Annotated in this window: 14 protein-coding genes; 2 read left to right on the top strand and 12 right to left on the bottom strand. The window is 71.4% G+C overall.

Annotated elements, in window-relative coordinates:
• The first annotated feature begins 232 nt into the window (after window positions 1-232).
• Window positions 233-1,291: a terpene synthase family protein gene (locus tag AC07FA_RS20840; protein ID WP_479077322.1), complete on the top strand. Its 1,059-nt coding sequence runs from the start codon at window positions 233-235 to the stop codon at window positions 1,289-1,291.
• 66 nt (window positions 1,292-1,357) lie between these two features.
• On the opposite strand, the gene AC07FA_RS20845 is transcribed toward AC07FA_RS20840, so the two are convergent.
• The 4 genes from AC07FA_RS20845 to fmt form a co-directional block, all read right to left on the bottom strand.
• On the bottom strand, window positions 1,358-2,347 hold the full coding sequence (locus AC07FA_RS20845) for a sugar-binding transcriptional regulator (RefSeq protein ID WP_479077780.1): 990 nt from the start codon (window positions 2,345-2,347) through the stop codon (window positions 1,358-1,360).
• Between the two features lie 139 nt (window positions 2,348-2,486).
• The gene (gene rpe, locus AC07FA_RS20850) at window positions 2,487-3,170 is read right to left on the bottom strand and encodes a ribulose-phosphate 3-epimerase (protein ID WP_479077323.1); all 684 of its coding nucleotides are present in this window, start codon (window positions 3,168-3,170) and stop codon (window positions 2,487-2,489) included.
• A 113-nt stretch (window positions 3,171-3,283) separates the two neighbouring features.
• The gene (locus tag AC07FA_RS20855) at window positions 3,284-4,717 is read right to left on the bottom strand and encodes an RsmB/NOP family class I SAM-dependent RNA methyltransferase (RefSeq protein ID WP_479077324.1); all 1,434 of its coding nucleotides are present in this window, start codon (window positions 4,715-4,717) and stop codon (window positions 3,284-3,286) included.
• A 106-nt stretch (window positions 4,718-4,823) separates the two neighbouring features.
• Window positions 4,824-5,756 carry a methionyl-tRNA formyltransferase gene (gene fmt, locus AC07FA_RS20860; RefSeq protein WP_479077325.1) on the bottom strand — a complete coding sequence of 311 codons (933 nt, stop codon included), beginning with the start codon at window positions 5,754-5,756 and terminating at the stop codon, window positions 4,824-4,826.
• A 282-nt stretch (window positions 5,757-6,038) separates the two neighbouring features.
• On the opposite strand from fmt, the gene AC07FA_RS20865 reads away from it, so the two are divergent.
• Window positions 6,039-6,608: a hypothetical protein gene (locus AC07FA_RS20865; RefSeq protein WP_479077327.1), complete on the top strand. Its 570-nt coding sequence runs from the start codon at window positions 6,039-6,041 to the stop codon at window positions 6,606-6,608.
• Between the two features lie 188 nt (window positions 6,609-6,796).
• Here the strand turns inward: AC07FA_RS20865 and AC07FA_RS20870 are convergent, their stop codons facing one another.
• From AC07FA_RS20870 to AC07FA_RS20905, 8 genes are all read right to left on the bottom strand, one after another.
• Entirely contained in the window at window positions 6,797-8,941 is a 2,145-nt protein-coding gene (locus AC07FA_RS20870) for a primosomal protein N' (RefSeq protein WP_479077328.1), read from the bottom strand.
• Between the two features lie 153 nt (window positions 8,942-9,094).
• Entirely contained in the window at window positions 9,095-10,303 is a 1,209-nt protein-coding gene (gene metK, locus AC07FA_RS20875; protein ID WP_479077330.1) for a methionine adenosyltransferase, read from the bottom strand.
• A gap of 240 nt (window positions 10,304-10,543) precedes the next feature.
• The gene (coaBC, locus tag AC07FA_RS20880; protein WP_479077331.1) at window positions 10,544-11,746 is read right to left on the bottom strand and encodes a bifunctional phosphopantothenoylcysteine decarboxylase/phosphopantothenate--cysteine ligase CoaBC; all 1,203 of its coding nucleotides are present in this window, start codon (window positions 11,744-11,746) and stop codon (window positions 10,544-10,546) included.
• Window positions 11,747-11,861: 115 nt separating this feature from the next.
• Complete coding sequence (gene rpoZ / locus AC07FA_RS20885; RefSeq protein WP_028814064.1) at window positions 11,862-12,134, bottom strand: DNA-directed RNA polymerase subunit omega; 273 nt, start codon at window positions 12,132-12,134, stop codon at window positions 11,862-11,864.
• Between the two features lie 73 nt (window positions 12,135-12,207).
• Entirely contained in the window at window positions 12,208-12,825 is a 618-nt protein-coding gene (gene gmk, locus AC07FA_RS20890) for a guanylate kinase (RefSeq protein WP_479077332.1), read from the bottom strand.
• A gap of 38 nt (window positions 12,826-12,863) precedes the next feature.
• Window positions 12,864-13,187, bottom strand: coding sequence for an integration host factor (locus AC07FA_RS20895; RefSeq protein WP_014157387.1), 324 nt, complete (start codon window positions 13,185-13,187; stop codon window positions 12,864-12,866).
• 243 nt (window positions 13,188-13,430) lie between these two features.
• Entirely contained in the window at window positions 13,431-14,270 is an 840-nt protein-coding gene (gene pyrF / locus AC07FA_RS20900; RefSeq protein WP_479077333.1) for an orotidine-5'-phosphate decarboxylase, read from the bottom strand.
• The gene (locus tag AC07FA_RS20905) at window positions 14,267-15,376 is read right to left on the bottom strand and encodes a quinone-dependent dihydroorotate dehydrogenase (protein ID WP_479077335.1); all 1,110 of its coding nucleotides are present in this window, start codon (window positions 15,374-15,376) and stop codon (window positions 14,267-14,269) included. The genes pyrF and AC07FA_RS20905 overlap by 4 nt, the downstream gene beginning before the upstream one ends.
• Window positions 15,377-15,387 lie beyond the last annotated feature (11 nt).

Below are 15,387 nucleotides of genomic sequence, written 5' to 3' on the forward strand. Positions count from 1 at the left end.
CTTTCATGCGTTCCTCCAAGGAGGAGGCCGGGAGGGCCGGGCAAGTGGAACCTGCCTTACCCACGGACCCTACCCGAACAGCATTCGAACCATTCGTGATCACCATCCCTGGACCCGGTGACAAGGGGTCGGGTAGCTTCAAAGCCGCAGGTCTCAGAGGCAGCCGCAGCGCCGACGACCAACAGCCGGAACACCTGTCACGTGTTCGACCGGAGAGGATGCAGATCTGCCCGTGGAGAGCGAACTGCCGGACATCTACTGCCCGTTCCCCCAGCGGACCAGTCCGCACGTCGGGCAGACCCGTGAGCACCTCGACAGCTGGACACGCCGGACCGGCCTCGTACACAGGGCGTCCGCGAGAGCCAGGTTCGAACAAGCCGATTTCGGCTCGTTCGTCGGCATGGTCTATCCGACGGCCGGCAGCGAGCACCTCGATCTGGTGGCGGACTGGTTCGTCTGGCTGTTCCTCGTCGACGACCAGCTCGACGACGGCCAGCTCGGCCGCGATCCGGAACGTGTACGCGACGTGGTCGCCCGGATGCTGGCCGTGGTGGACGGCATGGACGTCGCCCCCGTACCCGACGCGGAGCTCCCGGCCGCGGTCGTCGCCCTGGAGGATCTGTGGGCGCGCACGACTCCGGGCATGGCCGCGCACTGGCGCAGGCGCTTCGCCTGGCACCTCACCACGTATCTGACGACGGCCACCAGCTGGGAGGCCGGTAACCGGGCCGACGGCGTGGTGCCCTCGGAGGAGACGTACATCGCCAAGCGGCGGCACACCGGTGCGATCCATGTCTGCATGGACCTGATAGAGATCGTGACCGGAATCGAGGCACCGGAGTCGATTCACAACGATCCCCGCTTCATCACCGCGCTGGAGGCCTCGTGCAACGTGGTCTGCTGGGCCAATGACGTCTACTCCTTCGAGAAGGAGCAGGTCCTCGGCGAGATCCACAACCTCGTGCATCTGGTCCGCCACCACCGGGGCTACGGGGAACAGCAGGCCATCGACCACGTCTGCGCACGGATAGCCACCGAGACCGAGCGTTTCCTCACGGCCGAGGACGAGCTGCTGGAGATGTATCCGCAGCTGGCCGACGTGCTCGTCCCGTATCTCGACGGCATGCGCAGCTGGATGCGCGGGAATCTGGACTGGTCCCGGCTCACTCCCCGCTACAACCCGGCGGACGTCAGCCAGTACGAGGAGCCGGAGGAGTATCTGGAGGAGACGGTCCTCGGCTTCTCCACCGACCGCGCCGCGGAGAGCGTGAGCGACGCCCGGAAGGGCTGAGCGGCCACGACGAAGGCCGGGCGCGCACCCGCCGCCCGGCCTTCCGTATGCCCGCTGTTCCGCTGTTCAGACGCTGTCGGGGTCCGCCCGCTCCAGCGCCGGCCGGCGTCCGGCCGCCGACTCCGTCAGCAGGAAGTCCGCGGCGGCCGTGTCCGTCACCAGACTGGTGACCAGGCCCGACCGCAGGACCGCGCCGATCGCCGCCGCCTTGCGCTGGCCGCCCGCGATCGCCACCACCTCGGGAATCCGGCGCAGCCGGTCCGCCTCCACGGTGATGCACCGCTCGCCGAGGTCACGGCCGACCCTGCGCCCCTCGGTGTCGAAGAGGTGCGCGGACATCTCGGCCGCGACGCCCAGCGAGGCGTAGTGCGCCCGCTCCTCGTCCGAGAGCATGTCGTGGACGGTGGAGATGCCGGGCTCCCAGGAACCGATGGAGACCGCGGCGACCGTCACCTTGTCGAAGTACTCGAAGGCGCGGGCGATGCCCGTCTGGTGCCGCAGCGCGGCCGCCGTCGCCGGGTCGGGCAGCAGCATCGGCGCGTAGATCGGGTGCGCCTCACCGCCGGAGACCTGCGCGGCGCGGCGGACCGCCTCGACGGAGCCGCGCTCGGCGGTCCCGGCGTCGTACACCCCGGTGAGCTGCACGACCGTGCACGGCGGCAGCCGGTCGAGGGCCGCCGCCATATGAATGGTGGAGCGGCCCCAGGCCAGGCCCAGCACATCGCCCTCGTTCACCAGTTCGCCGAGAAGATCGGCCGCGACCTCGCCCAGGTTCTCCGGGTCGGGGGCGTCCTCCTGCTCCTCGGCCGGGGACTCGACGACGACCGCGTGACGCAGTCCGTAGCGGGCCCTGAGCGCGTCGGAGCGCTCCGCGTCCAGCTCGGCCGGCACCCGGATCTCGATGCGTACGAGATCACGCTCGAGGGCGGTCTCCAGAACCCGGGCCACCTTGAAGCGGCTGACGCCGAACTCCTCGGCGATCTGGATCTTCGACTTTCCCTCAAGGTAGAACCGGCGGGCCATGGCCGCCGCCTGCACCAGCTCCGCGGGTCCCATCCGCATGGCTGACCGACCCGCCGAGATGCCAGACACCGCGATCTCCTCACTGCTGTTCACACGCTCGATACGCCGTTCATCCTGTCAGATCCGGCGATCCTTGATCCGCCCCGTCGGGGCGCGTTCATCTGCCCTTGGTTCAGTGGACGCATGCCCAGGAGGCGGCGGCCGTTGCGGCGTCCGCCTGGGCCCTCAGCACCCGTACCGCCTCGGCCGGGTCCGTCGCCCCGTACACCGCCGAGCCCGCGACGAACACGTCGGCGCCGGCTTCGGCGCACCGCTCGATGGTGGCGGCGGAGACCCCGCCGTCCACCTGGAGCCACAGTTCGAGACCGTGCTTGGAGATCAGCTCACGGGTGCGGCGGATCTTCGGCAGCATGATGTCCAGGAACGCCTGGCCGCCGAAGCCCGGCTCCACCGTCATGATCAGCAGCATGTCGAGTTCGGGGAGGAGATCCTCGTACGGCTCGATGGGCGTCGCGGGCTTCAGCGCCATCGAGGCGCGCGCCCCCTTCGCCCTGATCTCCCTGGCCAGCCGGACCGGCGCCGCCGCCGCCTCCGCGTGGAAGGTGACGGAACCGGCGCCCGCCTCGACGTACTGCGGCGCCCAGCGGTCCGGGTCGTCGATCATCAGATGGCAGTCCAGCGGAGTGTCCGTGGCCTTGCTCAGCGCCTCCACGATCGGCACACCGAGCGTCAGGTTGGGCACAAAGTGGTTGTCCATCACATCGACATGGAGCCAGTCGGCGCCTTCGACGGCCTTCGCCTCCTCGGCGAGACGCGCGAAGTCGGCGGACAGGATGCTGGGGTTGATCTGGGCCATGCCCCCAGCCTGCCACGTTCCGGGCCACTTCCCCGCCTCGGTGCGTCCCAAAGCCTCACGGGATCATCACAGTTCGCGCAATCCCGGCTTTTTGCCGGTCTTTTGCCTCCCGGTCAGCCGGTGCGGCGCAGCAGCGCGAGGTACATCGCGTCCGTGCCGTGCAGGTGGGGCCAGAGCTGTACGTCCGGTCCTTCGCCGAGCGCGGGCACTCCCGGCATCAGGGGACGCGCGTCCACCCACTCGGCCTGGACGGGCTGTCCGCCGCGGCCCTTGAGCACGTCGTCCACGACGACCCTGGTCTCCGCGAGATGCGGCGAGCAGGTCGCGTAGCCGACGACTCCACCGATCCGCACCGCCTTCAACGCCTCGCGCAGCAGGCCCCGTTGGAGCGGGGCGAAGCTTTCGAGGTCCTCGGCGCGGCGCCGCCAGCGCGCTTCCGGACGCCGGCGCAGCGCGCCCAGCCCGGAGCACGGAACGTCCATCAGGACCCGGTCGAAGGAGCCCGGCTGCCACGGCGGACGGGTGCCGTCGGCGGTGATCACCTGGTACGGGCCCGGGTTGCCGGCCAGCGACCGCTCGACGAGCCGCGCGCGGTGCGGCTGCTTCTCGGCGGCGAGCAGCGCGGCGCCGCGTCCGGCCGCCAGAGCCGCCAGCAGGGCGGCCTTGCCGCCCGGTCCGGCGCAGCCGTCGAGCCAGCGGCTGTCCCTGCCCTCGACCGGCGCGTGGGCCAGGGCGGCCGCGACGAGCTGGCTGCCCTCGTCCTGCACTCCGGCACTGCCGTCCTGGACGGCGGTCAGGGCGCCCGGCTCGCCGCCCTCGGCCATCCGCACGGCATAGGGCGACCAGCGGCCGGGAAGGCCGTTGTCCTCACCGAGGGCGGCGAGGAGTTCGTCGGTGGTGGAGCGGCCGGGCCGGGCGACGAGGGTCACCTCGGGGCGTTCGTTGTCCGCTTCGAGCAGGTCCTCGATCCCGGCACGGCCTCCGCCGAGGGCGTCCCAGAGGGCGGAGACGATCCATCGCGGATGCGAGTGGACGATGGCGAGGTGGTCCTCGGCGTCCTTCTCGTACGAGGGGGCGACACGCTCCACCCAGCCGTCCAGGTCGTGCGCCGTCACCTTGCGCAGAACCGCGTTGACGAACTTGGCGCGCCCCTCGCCCAGCACCACCCGGGCCAGCTCCACGCTGGCCGATACGGCGGCATGGGTCGGAATCCGGGTGCCCAGCAGCTGGTGCACACCCATGTTGAGGACGTCGAGCACCGGCGGGTCGACCTCGCGCAGCGGCCGGTCGATGCAGGCGGCGACGATCGCGTCGTACGTTCCCTGCCGACGCAGCGTCCCGTAGACCAGCTCGGTCGCGAGCGCCGCGTCCCTGCCGTCGAAGTCGCCCTTGGCCCGCGCCTTCTTGAGCAGCGGGGGCAGGACGAGGTTGGCGTACGCGTCGCGCTCGTCGACGGCCCGCAGCGCCTCGAAGGCGAGGAACCGGACGGGGTCCTTCTGGGGACGGCGATGCGGCTTGGCGGGACGGCGGCGCTGCTGGTCAGTCACGAGTAAGGTGCTCCGCTGATGGTGAGAGGACGAACCCTCCCAGGGTACGTCGCAGCCGGAGCGGGCCCGTCCGGCGCCCGGGGTACGCGCGCGGCCGCCGCCCTCCCTACATCCCCACCAGCTCGCCCGGGACGATCCGCACCCCGCGCGCCCAGTCGGCACCCCGCATCGGCTTCTTTCCCTGCGGCTGCACCCACAGCAGCTCCACGGCGTGCGAGCCGGTGCCCACGTACACGTTGTTCTTGGCGGCGGACAGCTCGCCCGGGGCCAGGTCCGTACGGTCGAGGACGGGCGTGGCCTGGATCAGCTTGAGGCGTTCCCCGCGGAAGAGCGTCCACGCGCCGGGGGCGGGGGTGCAGCCCCGGATCACCCGGTCGACCCGCAGCGCGGGGGCGGACCACTGCACCTGGGCGTCCTCGACGGTGATCTTGGGGGCGAGGGTGACGCCCGCGGCCTGCTGCGGCACCGCGTGCAGAGTGCCGTCCTCGATGCCGTCCATGGTCGCGGCGAGCAGCCCCGCGCCGGCGAAGGCGAGCCGGGTCAGCACGTCACCGCTGGTGTCGGTGGGCCGTACCTCCTCGGTGAGGACCCCGTACACCGGTCCGGAGTCCAGCCCCTCCTCGATCAGGAACGTCGAGGCGCCGGTCACCTCGTCGCCCGCCATGACCGCGTGCTGCACGGGTGCCGCGCCGCGCCAGGCCGGCAGCAGCGAGAAGTGGAGGTTGACCCAGCCGCGGGCGGGCACGGCGAGCGCGGCCTTGGGCAGCAGCGCCCCGTAGGCGACGACGGGACAGCAGTCCGGCGCGATCTCCCGCAGCCGCGCGAGGAAGTCCTCGTCCTTCGGCCGGACGGGCTTGAGGACCTCGATCCCGGCCTCCTCGGCGCGCTCGGCGACGGGGCTGGCGACCAGCCGGCGCCCCCGCCCGGCGGGTGCGTCGGGCCGGGTGACGACGGCGGCGACTTCATGGCGGCCTGAGGCGAGCAGAGCGTCCAGGGCGGGTACGGCTACCTCTGGGGTGCCTGCGAAGACGAGCTTCATGGGTGGCTGACTGCCTCTCGGGCCGAGACGTACGGTGACGAGCAGCACACCAGTCTAGGGCCTTGGGCCCGACCCGGACGAAAGGCCCTCGGGCCCGGAACCGCTGGGGGCGCCGGGGGCGCCGGGGGGCGTACGCCTGGCCGCGCGCCCCTCGCATATGCGCATACGCCCCTACAGCGTGACCACATCCCCCGGTGGCGCGTTGGTCAAGTGAGATTGACCGAAGTGGGCCGCCTCGGTGCGGCCCTGATCCCTTTCATCGCCGGTTCGAGAGGCTTCTTCATGGCCGACCACGCAACCCACGACGCCCAAGCGCGGGCCAGTCTGCACCTGCTGGTGCGGGACATCGAGCGGGTCCGGCGGCAGGTGGACGCGCTGCGCACCCTCACCGCCCAGCTGGGCAACGTCTACCGTCCGCGCCGCTCCGGCCCGTCAGCCGGCTTCGTCGTCTACGGCAGGGCCCCGGCCCCCACCGTCCGGCTGGCCCAGGAGCTGCGGGACAGCGTCGAGACCCTGGTCACGGCGGCGGTCGACTTCGACCGCTCGCTCGGATTCTCCTGGGACGCGGTGGGCTCGGCCCTCGGGGTCACGAAGCAGGCGGTACACCGCCGCTACGGCGCCCGCCGCAACGCACCGACCACCGCGTCGGCCGAGAGTGCCGCCGCCGAGAGCGCGGCGCAGCGGCCCGTGGCCGTGGTCCCCGGGATGCCGGGTGCTCCCGTCGCCCCCTGCGGCCCTGCTCTTCCCTCGGTACCCGCGGCCCGCTCGATGCCGCCCCAGCCCTCGGCGGCCGGCCCCTCGCTGCGGGAGGAGCTGCGCCCCGGTGCCTTCCCCGGCCCGCGCAACGGCTGACGGCCCACGACACACCCCCTGCCCCTCCGTGCCGCGTGCACGGCGGGGCAGTTCCTTGTGCCGGGTCCGGGCATGGAGGGACCCCCTCGGCGGGCTTGCTCTTCGGGGCCGTCCGGCGATCGAGGACTGAACGAGGCCGAAGGCCGCGAAACCCCGTGAAGGCACGCGGTCACCGCACCAGCTTCTCCTCAGCCGATGTCCGGCGGATCGATCCTGATCCGGACGGGGTCGGCGCCGCCCCTGGCCATCCGTGCCGCCTGCGCGGTCTTCAGGGCGGCGGCGAGCGCCGCTCCCCGCCCCGGCTCCACCCGGACCAGAGCCCGCTCCCAGGTTTCGCCCGGCGGGGCGTCCCACGGCCTCCGCGGCCGCCCGGGCTCCGCACCCGGCGCGGGTACGGGGCCCAGGATCTGCGCTTCCGGCGGCAGCTCGGCGGTGGCGAGGAACGCGGCCAGCGACTCGGCGGGACCCGTGACCGAGGCCATCCGGGACACCGGCGGGAAGCCGAGCTCGGCCCGCTCCGCCAGTTCACGCCGTGCGTAGCCGGTGGGGTCCCACCGCACCAGTGCCTGAACGGCCCGCAGTGTCGGCTCGGCGACGATCACCACGGTGCCGCCCTCGCCCTGTCCCCGTACCAGCGAGGCGGCGGAGGTCCACCGGCGCAGTGCCTCCTCACCGGCCCGCAGATCGGGCCTGCCGAGCATGGCCCAGCCGTCCAGCAGCAACGCGGCGGCGTACCCGCCATCGGCGACCGGTTCGGCGCCGGGGGTGCTGACGACCAACGCGGGCGTGCCCGGTACCGAGTCCAGGATGTGGTCACGCCCGGACGTCCGGACCGGCACGGCGGGGAAGGCCCTGCCCAGCTCCTCCGCCGTCCTGCGGGCCCCGACGATCTGGGCCCGCAGCTTGAAGGACCCACAGCTCTCGCAGTGCCAGGAGGTCTCGGCACGACCGCACCAGGCGCAGTTCAGATCCTGCTGGTCCGGGGCCTCCAGCGGCCCGGCGCAGTGCCGGCACCGTGCGGGCGTCCGGCAGCGCTCACACGCCAGCCGGGGCGCGTAACCCCGGCGGGGCACCTGCACCAGCACCGGGCCGGTGCGCAGCCCGTCCCGGACGGTCTGCCAGGCGAGGCTGGGCAGCCGCGCGCTCCGGGCCGCGCCGTCCCGCGCCAGCTCGCCGTCCCCGACCGTACGCACGAGGGGCGCCGCGCTCCTCAGCTGCTCCCGGTCCGCGACCAGGGGCAGCGCCCAGCCCGTCTCGACGAGTTGGGCGGCCTCCACGGTGCAGCTCGTGCCGCCGAGCAGGAAGCCGCATCTGCCGTGGGCGGCCCGCAGCTCCAGCACCTCCCGGACATGCGGGAACGGCGCGTTGTCGTCGCTGTGGCTGGAGTCGCCGTCGTCCCAGACCGCCACGAGGCCGAGATCGGCGACGGGCGCGAACATCGCGGCACGGGTCCCGACCACCGCCCGCACGGACCCCCGGCTCACGGCGAGCCACTGGCGGTAGCGCTTCTCCGGACCGGAGTCCGCTGTCAGGAGCGTGTGCCGCCCCTCCCCCAGCAGCCCCGTGAGCGCGGTGTCCACCCGCGCCGCCACCCGGCCGTCCGGTACGACGACGAGCGCGCCCCGTCCCGAGGCGAGTGTGGCGGCCACCGCCCTGGCGATCTCCTCCGGCCAGTGGGGGCCCGGCAGCGCGGTCCATACGGCGCGCGGCGCTCCGCCCTCGGCCAGCGCCCGGAGGAACGCGGGCCCCTGCGCGTACCTCTGCCAGCTTCCGGCCTCCGGCGGGGCGGGCGGCGGCAGGGGTGCCGGGGACGGTTTGGACTCGGCTCTGCCGTTCCTTGGCGGGACGGCGAGCTGGAGGACATCGGCGAGGCTGCCCGCGTACCGGTCGGCGACGGCCCGCGAGAGTGCGAGCAGTTCCGGGCCGAGCACCGGTTCGGGCGAGACGACGTAGGCGAGGGCGGCGAGCGCGCCCTGGTAGTCCGATTCGGCGCGTCGCTCGATGAGGAAGCCGTCGATCAGCCCGCCGCCCTCGCGACGGCCGCCCCGGACATTGCGCCCCCCGGCGCCGAACCGCACGCGCACCCGGACACCCGGCTGGGCGTCGGCGTCGAGCTCCTCGGGCACGGCGTAGTCGAAGTACTGGTCGAGATGGAGCACGCCCTTGTTGACCAGGACCCGGGCGACGGGCAGCTCCTTGGCCAGCGCGGCCCCGCGCCAGGTGCGCGGCTTGGCCCGCGGCACCTGTGCCTTGCGCACGGTCTCCCGGATCAGCGCAAGCTGCTCCGGCGCCCCGGCGTCGGGTTCAGCGGATCGCTCGTTGTCGCTGCTCACAGCCAAATTCCTACCAGACGGCACTGACAGCGGCGCCGGGCGTCACGACGCCGGGGCCCGGACACCGCGATCGGTGTCCGGGCCCCGGCGCGAGCCTGACGGCTGCGGTCGTACGGCCACGGGGCGGAACCGGAGGCTCTCCCCTGTGGGCCGCTACAGGCCCGCGGCCCTGCGCAGTGCTTCCACGCGGTCGGTGCGCTCCCAGGTGAAGTCGGGGAGCTCGCGGCCGAAGTGCCCGTACGCCGCGGTCTGGGCGTAGATCGGGCGCAGCAGGTCGAGGTCGCGGATGATCGCGGCCGGGCGGAGGTCGAAGACCTCACCGATCGCGTGCTCGATCTTCTCCGTGTCGATGACGGCCGTACCGAAGGTCTCGACGAACAGGCCGACGGGCTCCGCCTTACCGATCGCGTAGGCCACCTGGACCTCGCAGCGGGCGGCGAGACCGGCCGCGACGACGTTCTTCGCGACCCAGCGCATCGCGTACGCCGCCGAGCGGTCGACCTTCGACGGGTCCTTGCCCGAGAAGGCACCGCCGCCGTGGCGGGCCATGCCGCCGTAGGTGTCGATGATGATCTTGCGGCCGGTGAGGCCGGCGTCACCCATCGGGCCGCCGATCTCGAAGCGGCCGGTCGGGTTCACCAGGAGGCGGTAGCCCTCGGTCTCCAGCTTGATGCCGTCCTCGATGAGCTGCGCCAGGACGTGCTCGACGACGAACTCACGGATGTCCGGCGCGAGCAGCGAGTCCAGGTCGATGTCCGACGCGTGCTGCGAGGAGACGACGACCGTGTCGAGACGGACGGCCTTGTCGCCGTCGTACTCGATGGTGACCTGCGTCTTGCCGTCGGGGCGCAGGTACGGGATGGTCCCGTTCTTGCGGACCTCGGACAGGCGGCGCGAGAGCCGGTGCGCGATGTGGATCGGGAGCGGCATCAGCTCGGGCGTCTCGTCGCACGCGTAGCCGAACATGAGGCCCTGGTCGCCGGCGCCCTGCTTGTCGAGCTCGTCCTCGTCGCCCTCGACGCGCTGCTCGTACGCCGTGTCGACGCCCTGAGCGATGTCCGGGGACTGCGCGCCGATGGATACCGAGACGCCGCAGGAAGCGCCGTCGAAGCCCTTCTTGGAGGAGTCGTAACCGATCTCCAGGACCTTGTTGCGTACAAGGTTGGGGATGTCGGCGTAGGCCTTGGTCGTGACCTCACCCGCGACATGCACCAGACCAGTGGTGATCAAGGTCTCGACGGCGACGCGCGAGGAAGGGTCCTCGCGCAGGAGCGCGTCGAGAATCGTGTCGCTGATCTGGTCAGCGATCTTGTCGGGGTGACCCTCGGTGACGGACTCCGAGGTGAAGAGACGGCGGGACACATCGCTCCCTGGGGTTGCAGCGGCTGCTGGCTGATCATTGAAGGACGTCCGGGAGCTGCGCCCGGCACATTCCGGCGGCCAGTTTATCGGTCGGTACCGGCGGTTGGGCCACGCGTCTCGCTCCTTGGGAGTTCTGTGACGTGCGGCACTGTTGCCACCAGTGTGACAATCCCTCCTGCTGAGCGACATAAACATCCGCTTTCCGATATTTTCAGCCACTCTAAGGAGGGAACCCGGAATCTAGCCGAAACGCGCCGCTACCAGGTCCCAGACCGTGTCGGCGAGCGCCTCCTTGGGTCCGTACGGAACGTGGGTCTCACCGCCGTCGGCGTCGAGAACCACCGCTTCGTTCTCCTCGGAGCCGAACGTCTTGCGCTCCCCCACCTCGTTGACGACGAGCAGGTCACAGCCCTTGCGGAGGAGCTTCTCGCGGCCGTTGGCCAGTACGTTGTCCGTCTCGGCCGCGAATCCGACGACGAGCTGACCGGGCCGGGCACGGTCTGCGGAGATTTCGGCGAGGATGTCCGGGTTACGCACCAGGGCCACGGGCTCCGGCTCCTGCCCGTCCTTCTTCTTGATCTTGCCGGTGGCGTACTCCGCGGGTCGGAAGTCGGCGACGGCCGCCGCCATCACCACCACGTCGGCGTCGGCCGCGGCCTTCAGCATCGCCTCGCGCAGCTGCCGTGCGGTCCCGGCCCGCAGGACATCGGCTCCCGCCGGGTCCGGCAGACCGGTGTTGGCCTCGACGAGGGTGACCCGGGCACCCCGGGCGACCGCGGTGCGGGCCAGGGCGTAGCCCTGCTTCCCCGAGGAGCGGTTGCCGAGGTAGCGGACGGGGTCGAGCGGCTCCCGCGTACCGCCCGCGCTGATGACCACGTGGCGCCCGGCGAGGTCGGAATCCGCGGTTCCCCTGGCCAGAACCCGTCGGCAGACCTCGAAGATCTCACCCGGGTCGGGCAGCCGGCCTTTGCCGGTGTCCACTCCGGTGAGCCGGCCGACGGCCGGCTCGATGACGACGGCACCACGCCTGCGCAGCGTGGCGACGTTCTCCTGGGTGGCCGGGTGCTCCCACATCTCGGTGTGCATGGCGGGCGCGAAGACGACCGGACAGCGGGCCGTGAGCAGCGTGTTGGTGAGGAGGTCGTCGGCGAGGCCGTGGGCGGCCTTGGCGAGCATGTCTGCGGTCGCGGGCGCCACGACGACGAGGTCCGCGGCCTGCCCGGTGCGGACGTGCGGCACCTGGTGGACGTCGTTCCAGACCTCGGTCGACACGGGGTGGCCGGAGAGCGCGGACCAGGTGGCGGCCCCCACGAAGTGCAGCGACGCCTCGGTCGGCACGACCTGGACGTCGTGTCCGGACTCGGTCAGCCGGCGCAGCAACTCGCACGCCTTGTAGGCGGCGATGCCTCCGCTGACCCCCAGGACGACCTTCGGCTTGTCCACTGCCTCTCCCCGCACTCGTGATCCCGGCGCACCCGGCTGCGTACGCACCGTCCCATAAGACACCACAGGCCCGGCGGTGGGACCGCCGGGCCTGTGGTGAAGGTGCTGTTCCTGCTTACTGCGCGGGGCCCTCGATGGCCTCGGAGGTCAGCAGGCCCGCGTTGATCTCGCGGAGCGCGATCGAGAGCGGCTTCTCGTGCACGTGGGTGTCGACAAGCGGACCGACGTACTCAAGGAGACCTTCACCGAGCTGCGAGTAGTACGCGTTGATCTGGCGCGCGCGCTTGGCGGCGTAGATCACAAGGCTGTACTTCGAGTCGGTGGCCTCGAGGAGCTCATCAATCGGCGGGTTGATGATGCCCTCGGGCGTGGAAATGGAAGAGGACACTCTCTGCCTTCCGAAGGGGGTAGAGACCAAAGAGATCTTTGATCGCGCGGTTCCGTGGTGTTCGTGCCTCGTGTCAGTCGCTGCTGCCACGGAGGCCGGAAGCCTGCAACATCAAGGTTAGCAGCTCGCGTGCTACATCCTCGACCGAGGTGTTGACAAGCGTCGTATCGAACTCCGACTCGGCGGCCAGCTCGACCTTGGCGGCCGCGAGCCTGCGCTCGATCACGTCGGGCGCTTCGGTCCCCCGGCCGGTGAGCCGGCGCACCAGTTCGTCCCAGCTCGGCGGGGCCAGGAAGACCAGCTGGGCGTCGGGCATCGACTCGCGGACCAGTCGGGCGCCCTGGAGGTCGATCTCCAGCAGCACCGGCTCGCCCGCTTCGAGGCGGTCGAGGACGGCGCGGCGCGGTGTGCCGTAGCGGTTGCCCGCGAACTCCGCCCACTCCAGCAGCTCGCCGTTGGCGACGAGCTTGTCGAACTCCTCGTTCTCCACGAAGAAGTAGTGGACACCGTTGCGTTCGCCGGGTCGGGGCTTGCGGGTCGTGGCCGATACGGAGAGCCAGACCTCGGGGTGGACCTTGCGCATATGCGCGACGACCGTGCTCTTGCCGACCCCCGAGGGGCCGGAGAGCACGGTCAGCCGCGGACGTACGTCCGGGGGTACGGGGGACGTCCCCCGGGATGTTGCAGCCATGGAGCGATTATCCAGGTTCTCAGGAGTGCCTGAGAACGTCAGGCGGCGCTGCCGCCGAACTCACGCTCCAGAGATGCGATCTGGTTGGAGCCGAGACCCCGCACCCGGCGGCTCTCGGAGATCCCGAGCCGCTCCATGATCTGCTTGGCGCGGACCTTGCCCACGCCCGGCAGGGACTCCAGGAGCGCGGAGACCTTCATCTTGCCGATGACGTCGTTCTCCTGGCCCTGCTTGATGACCTCGTGGAGCGAGGCGCCGGAGTGCTTGAGTCGATTCTTGACCTCGGCCCGCTCCCGGCGAGCCGCGGCGGCCTTTTCGAGCGCGGCTGCGCGCTGTTCAGGGGTAAGGGGCGGAAGAGCCACGCCTACGTCACCTCGGATGTCGATCTGTCGGATACGGACCGGTGAGGAACCTAGTCGCCCCACACCTCGTGAGCAACGGACAACATGTGCTCGTTGACTCTCGACGGAGACTAGCGGCCAAGGGCGCCCGAGTCAGCGAGAACGGACTAAAAGTCCTGGTCAGCCTCAGCCGACCAGGACATTCCCGGCATAATGGCCGGGTTTTTGCTCAGGAATTCGTCAACGCGGCGTTACGTGGCATCGTCAGCTTTCCGAGACGGCCGCACGGACCTCGTCCGCGAACCGTCCGGCGGCTTCGCGCAGCCCGGAAACGTCCGGGCCGTGACGCAGCACTCCCCGGCTCACGCTGGGGACCACATTGCCCACCGCGGCGCCGAAGACACCCGGCAGATCCGCGGGGGTCGCACCCTGGGCGCCGATGCCCGGAGCCAGCAGCGGACCGTTGATCGCCAGATTCGCCCCGGCGTCGCCGAGCGTCGCGCCGACCACCGCACCGACCGAGCCGAGCGGCGTGACGCCCTCGTTCTCCGCGGCCATGTGGTCGAGCATCACCTGAGCCAGCGACCGGCCGTCGGCCGCGGTCGCGCGCTGCACCTCGGCGCCCTCGGGGTTGGAGGTGAGGGCGAGCACGAAGACACCGGAGCCGGAGGCCGCCGCCGCGTCGAGCGCCGGGCGCAGCGAACCGAAGCCCAGGTACGGCGAGACGGTGACCGCGTCGGAGAACAGCGGCGAGTCCTTGTCCAGGTAGGTCGCCGCGTAGGCGCCCATCGTGGAGCCGATGTCGCCCCGCTTGGCGTCCATCAGGACCAGGGCGCCGGCCGCCCGCGCCTCCGCGACGGCCTTCTCCAGGACGGCGACGCCCCGCGAGCCGAAGCGCTCGAAGAACGCGGACTGCGGTTTGAGCACGGCGACCCGGTCGGCCAGCGCCTCGACGACCGTACGCGTGAAGCGTTCCAGGCCGGCGATATCGTCGTTCAGGCCCCAGGAGGTGAGCAGCGAGGCGTGCGGGTCGATGCCCACGCAGAGCGGTCCGCGGGTGTCCATGGCGCGGCGCAGGCGTGCGCCGAAGGGTTCAGGGGTCACTTCTCGGCCTTCCGGGTCTCGGCGCCGACCGCTTCGGAGAGGGTCGCGTAGGGGGAGGCGGCCAGGCGTGCGGCCAGGCCCTTGTGGATCGCGCGGGCGTAGAACGGGCCCTCGTAGATGAAGGCGCTGTAGCCCTGGACCAGCGTGGCACCGGCGAGGATGCGCTGCCAGGCGTCCTCGGCGTTCTCGATGCCCCCGACACCGACGAGCGTGAGCCGGTCGCCCACACGGGCGTACAGACGGCTCAGGACCTCCAGGGAGCGTTCCTTGAGGGGCGCGCCGGAGAGGCCACCCGTCTCCTGGACCAGGGACGGCGAGGACTTCAGGCCGAGGCTGTCACGGGCGATGGTGGTGTTCGTGGCGATGATGCCGTCGAGGCCGAGCTCCACCGCGAGGTCGGCGACCGCGTCGACGTCCTCGTCCGCGAGGTCGGGGGCGATCTTGACGAGGAGCGGGACCCGGCGGTCGGTGACGGTCCGGTCGGCGGCCTCGCGTACCGCCGAGAGCAGCGGACGGAGCGCCTCGGTCGCCTGGAGGTTGCGCAGGCCCGGCGTGTTGGGCGAGGAGACGTTCACCACGAGGTAGTCGGCGTGGGCGGCCAGACGCTCGGTGGACTTCACGTAGTCCCCAACCGCTTCGGCCTCGGGGACGACCTTGGTCTTGCCGATGTTGACGCCGACGGTCGTCCGGAAGACGGGGTTACGGGCCGCCAGGCGCGCGGCCACGGCCGCGGAACCCTCGTTGTTGAACCCCATCCGGTTGATCAGCGCGCGGTCCTCGACGAGGCGGAAGAGGCGCTTCTTGGGGTTGCCGGGCTGCGGTTCGCCGGTGACCGTACCGATCTCGATGTGGTCGAAGCCGAGCATCGACATGCCGTCGATCGCGATGGCGTTCTTGTCGAAGCCGGCCGCCAGACCGAACGGGCCGTGCATGCGCAGGCCGAGGGCCTCGGTGCGCAGTTCCCTGTGGCGGGGCGCGAGCACCGCGGCGACGAAGGTGCGCAGCACGGGGACGCGGGCGGCCAGGCGGATCCACCGGAAGGCGAGGTAGTGGGCCCGTTCCGGGTCCATGCGCTTGAAGACCAGCTGGAAGAAGAGTTTGTACATCAGGGTGTCCT

The sequence above is a fragment of the Streptomyces sp. NPDC045968 genome (assembly GCF_056430475.1).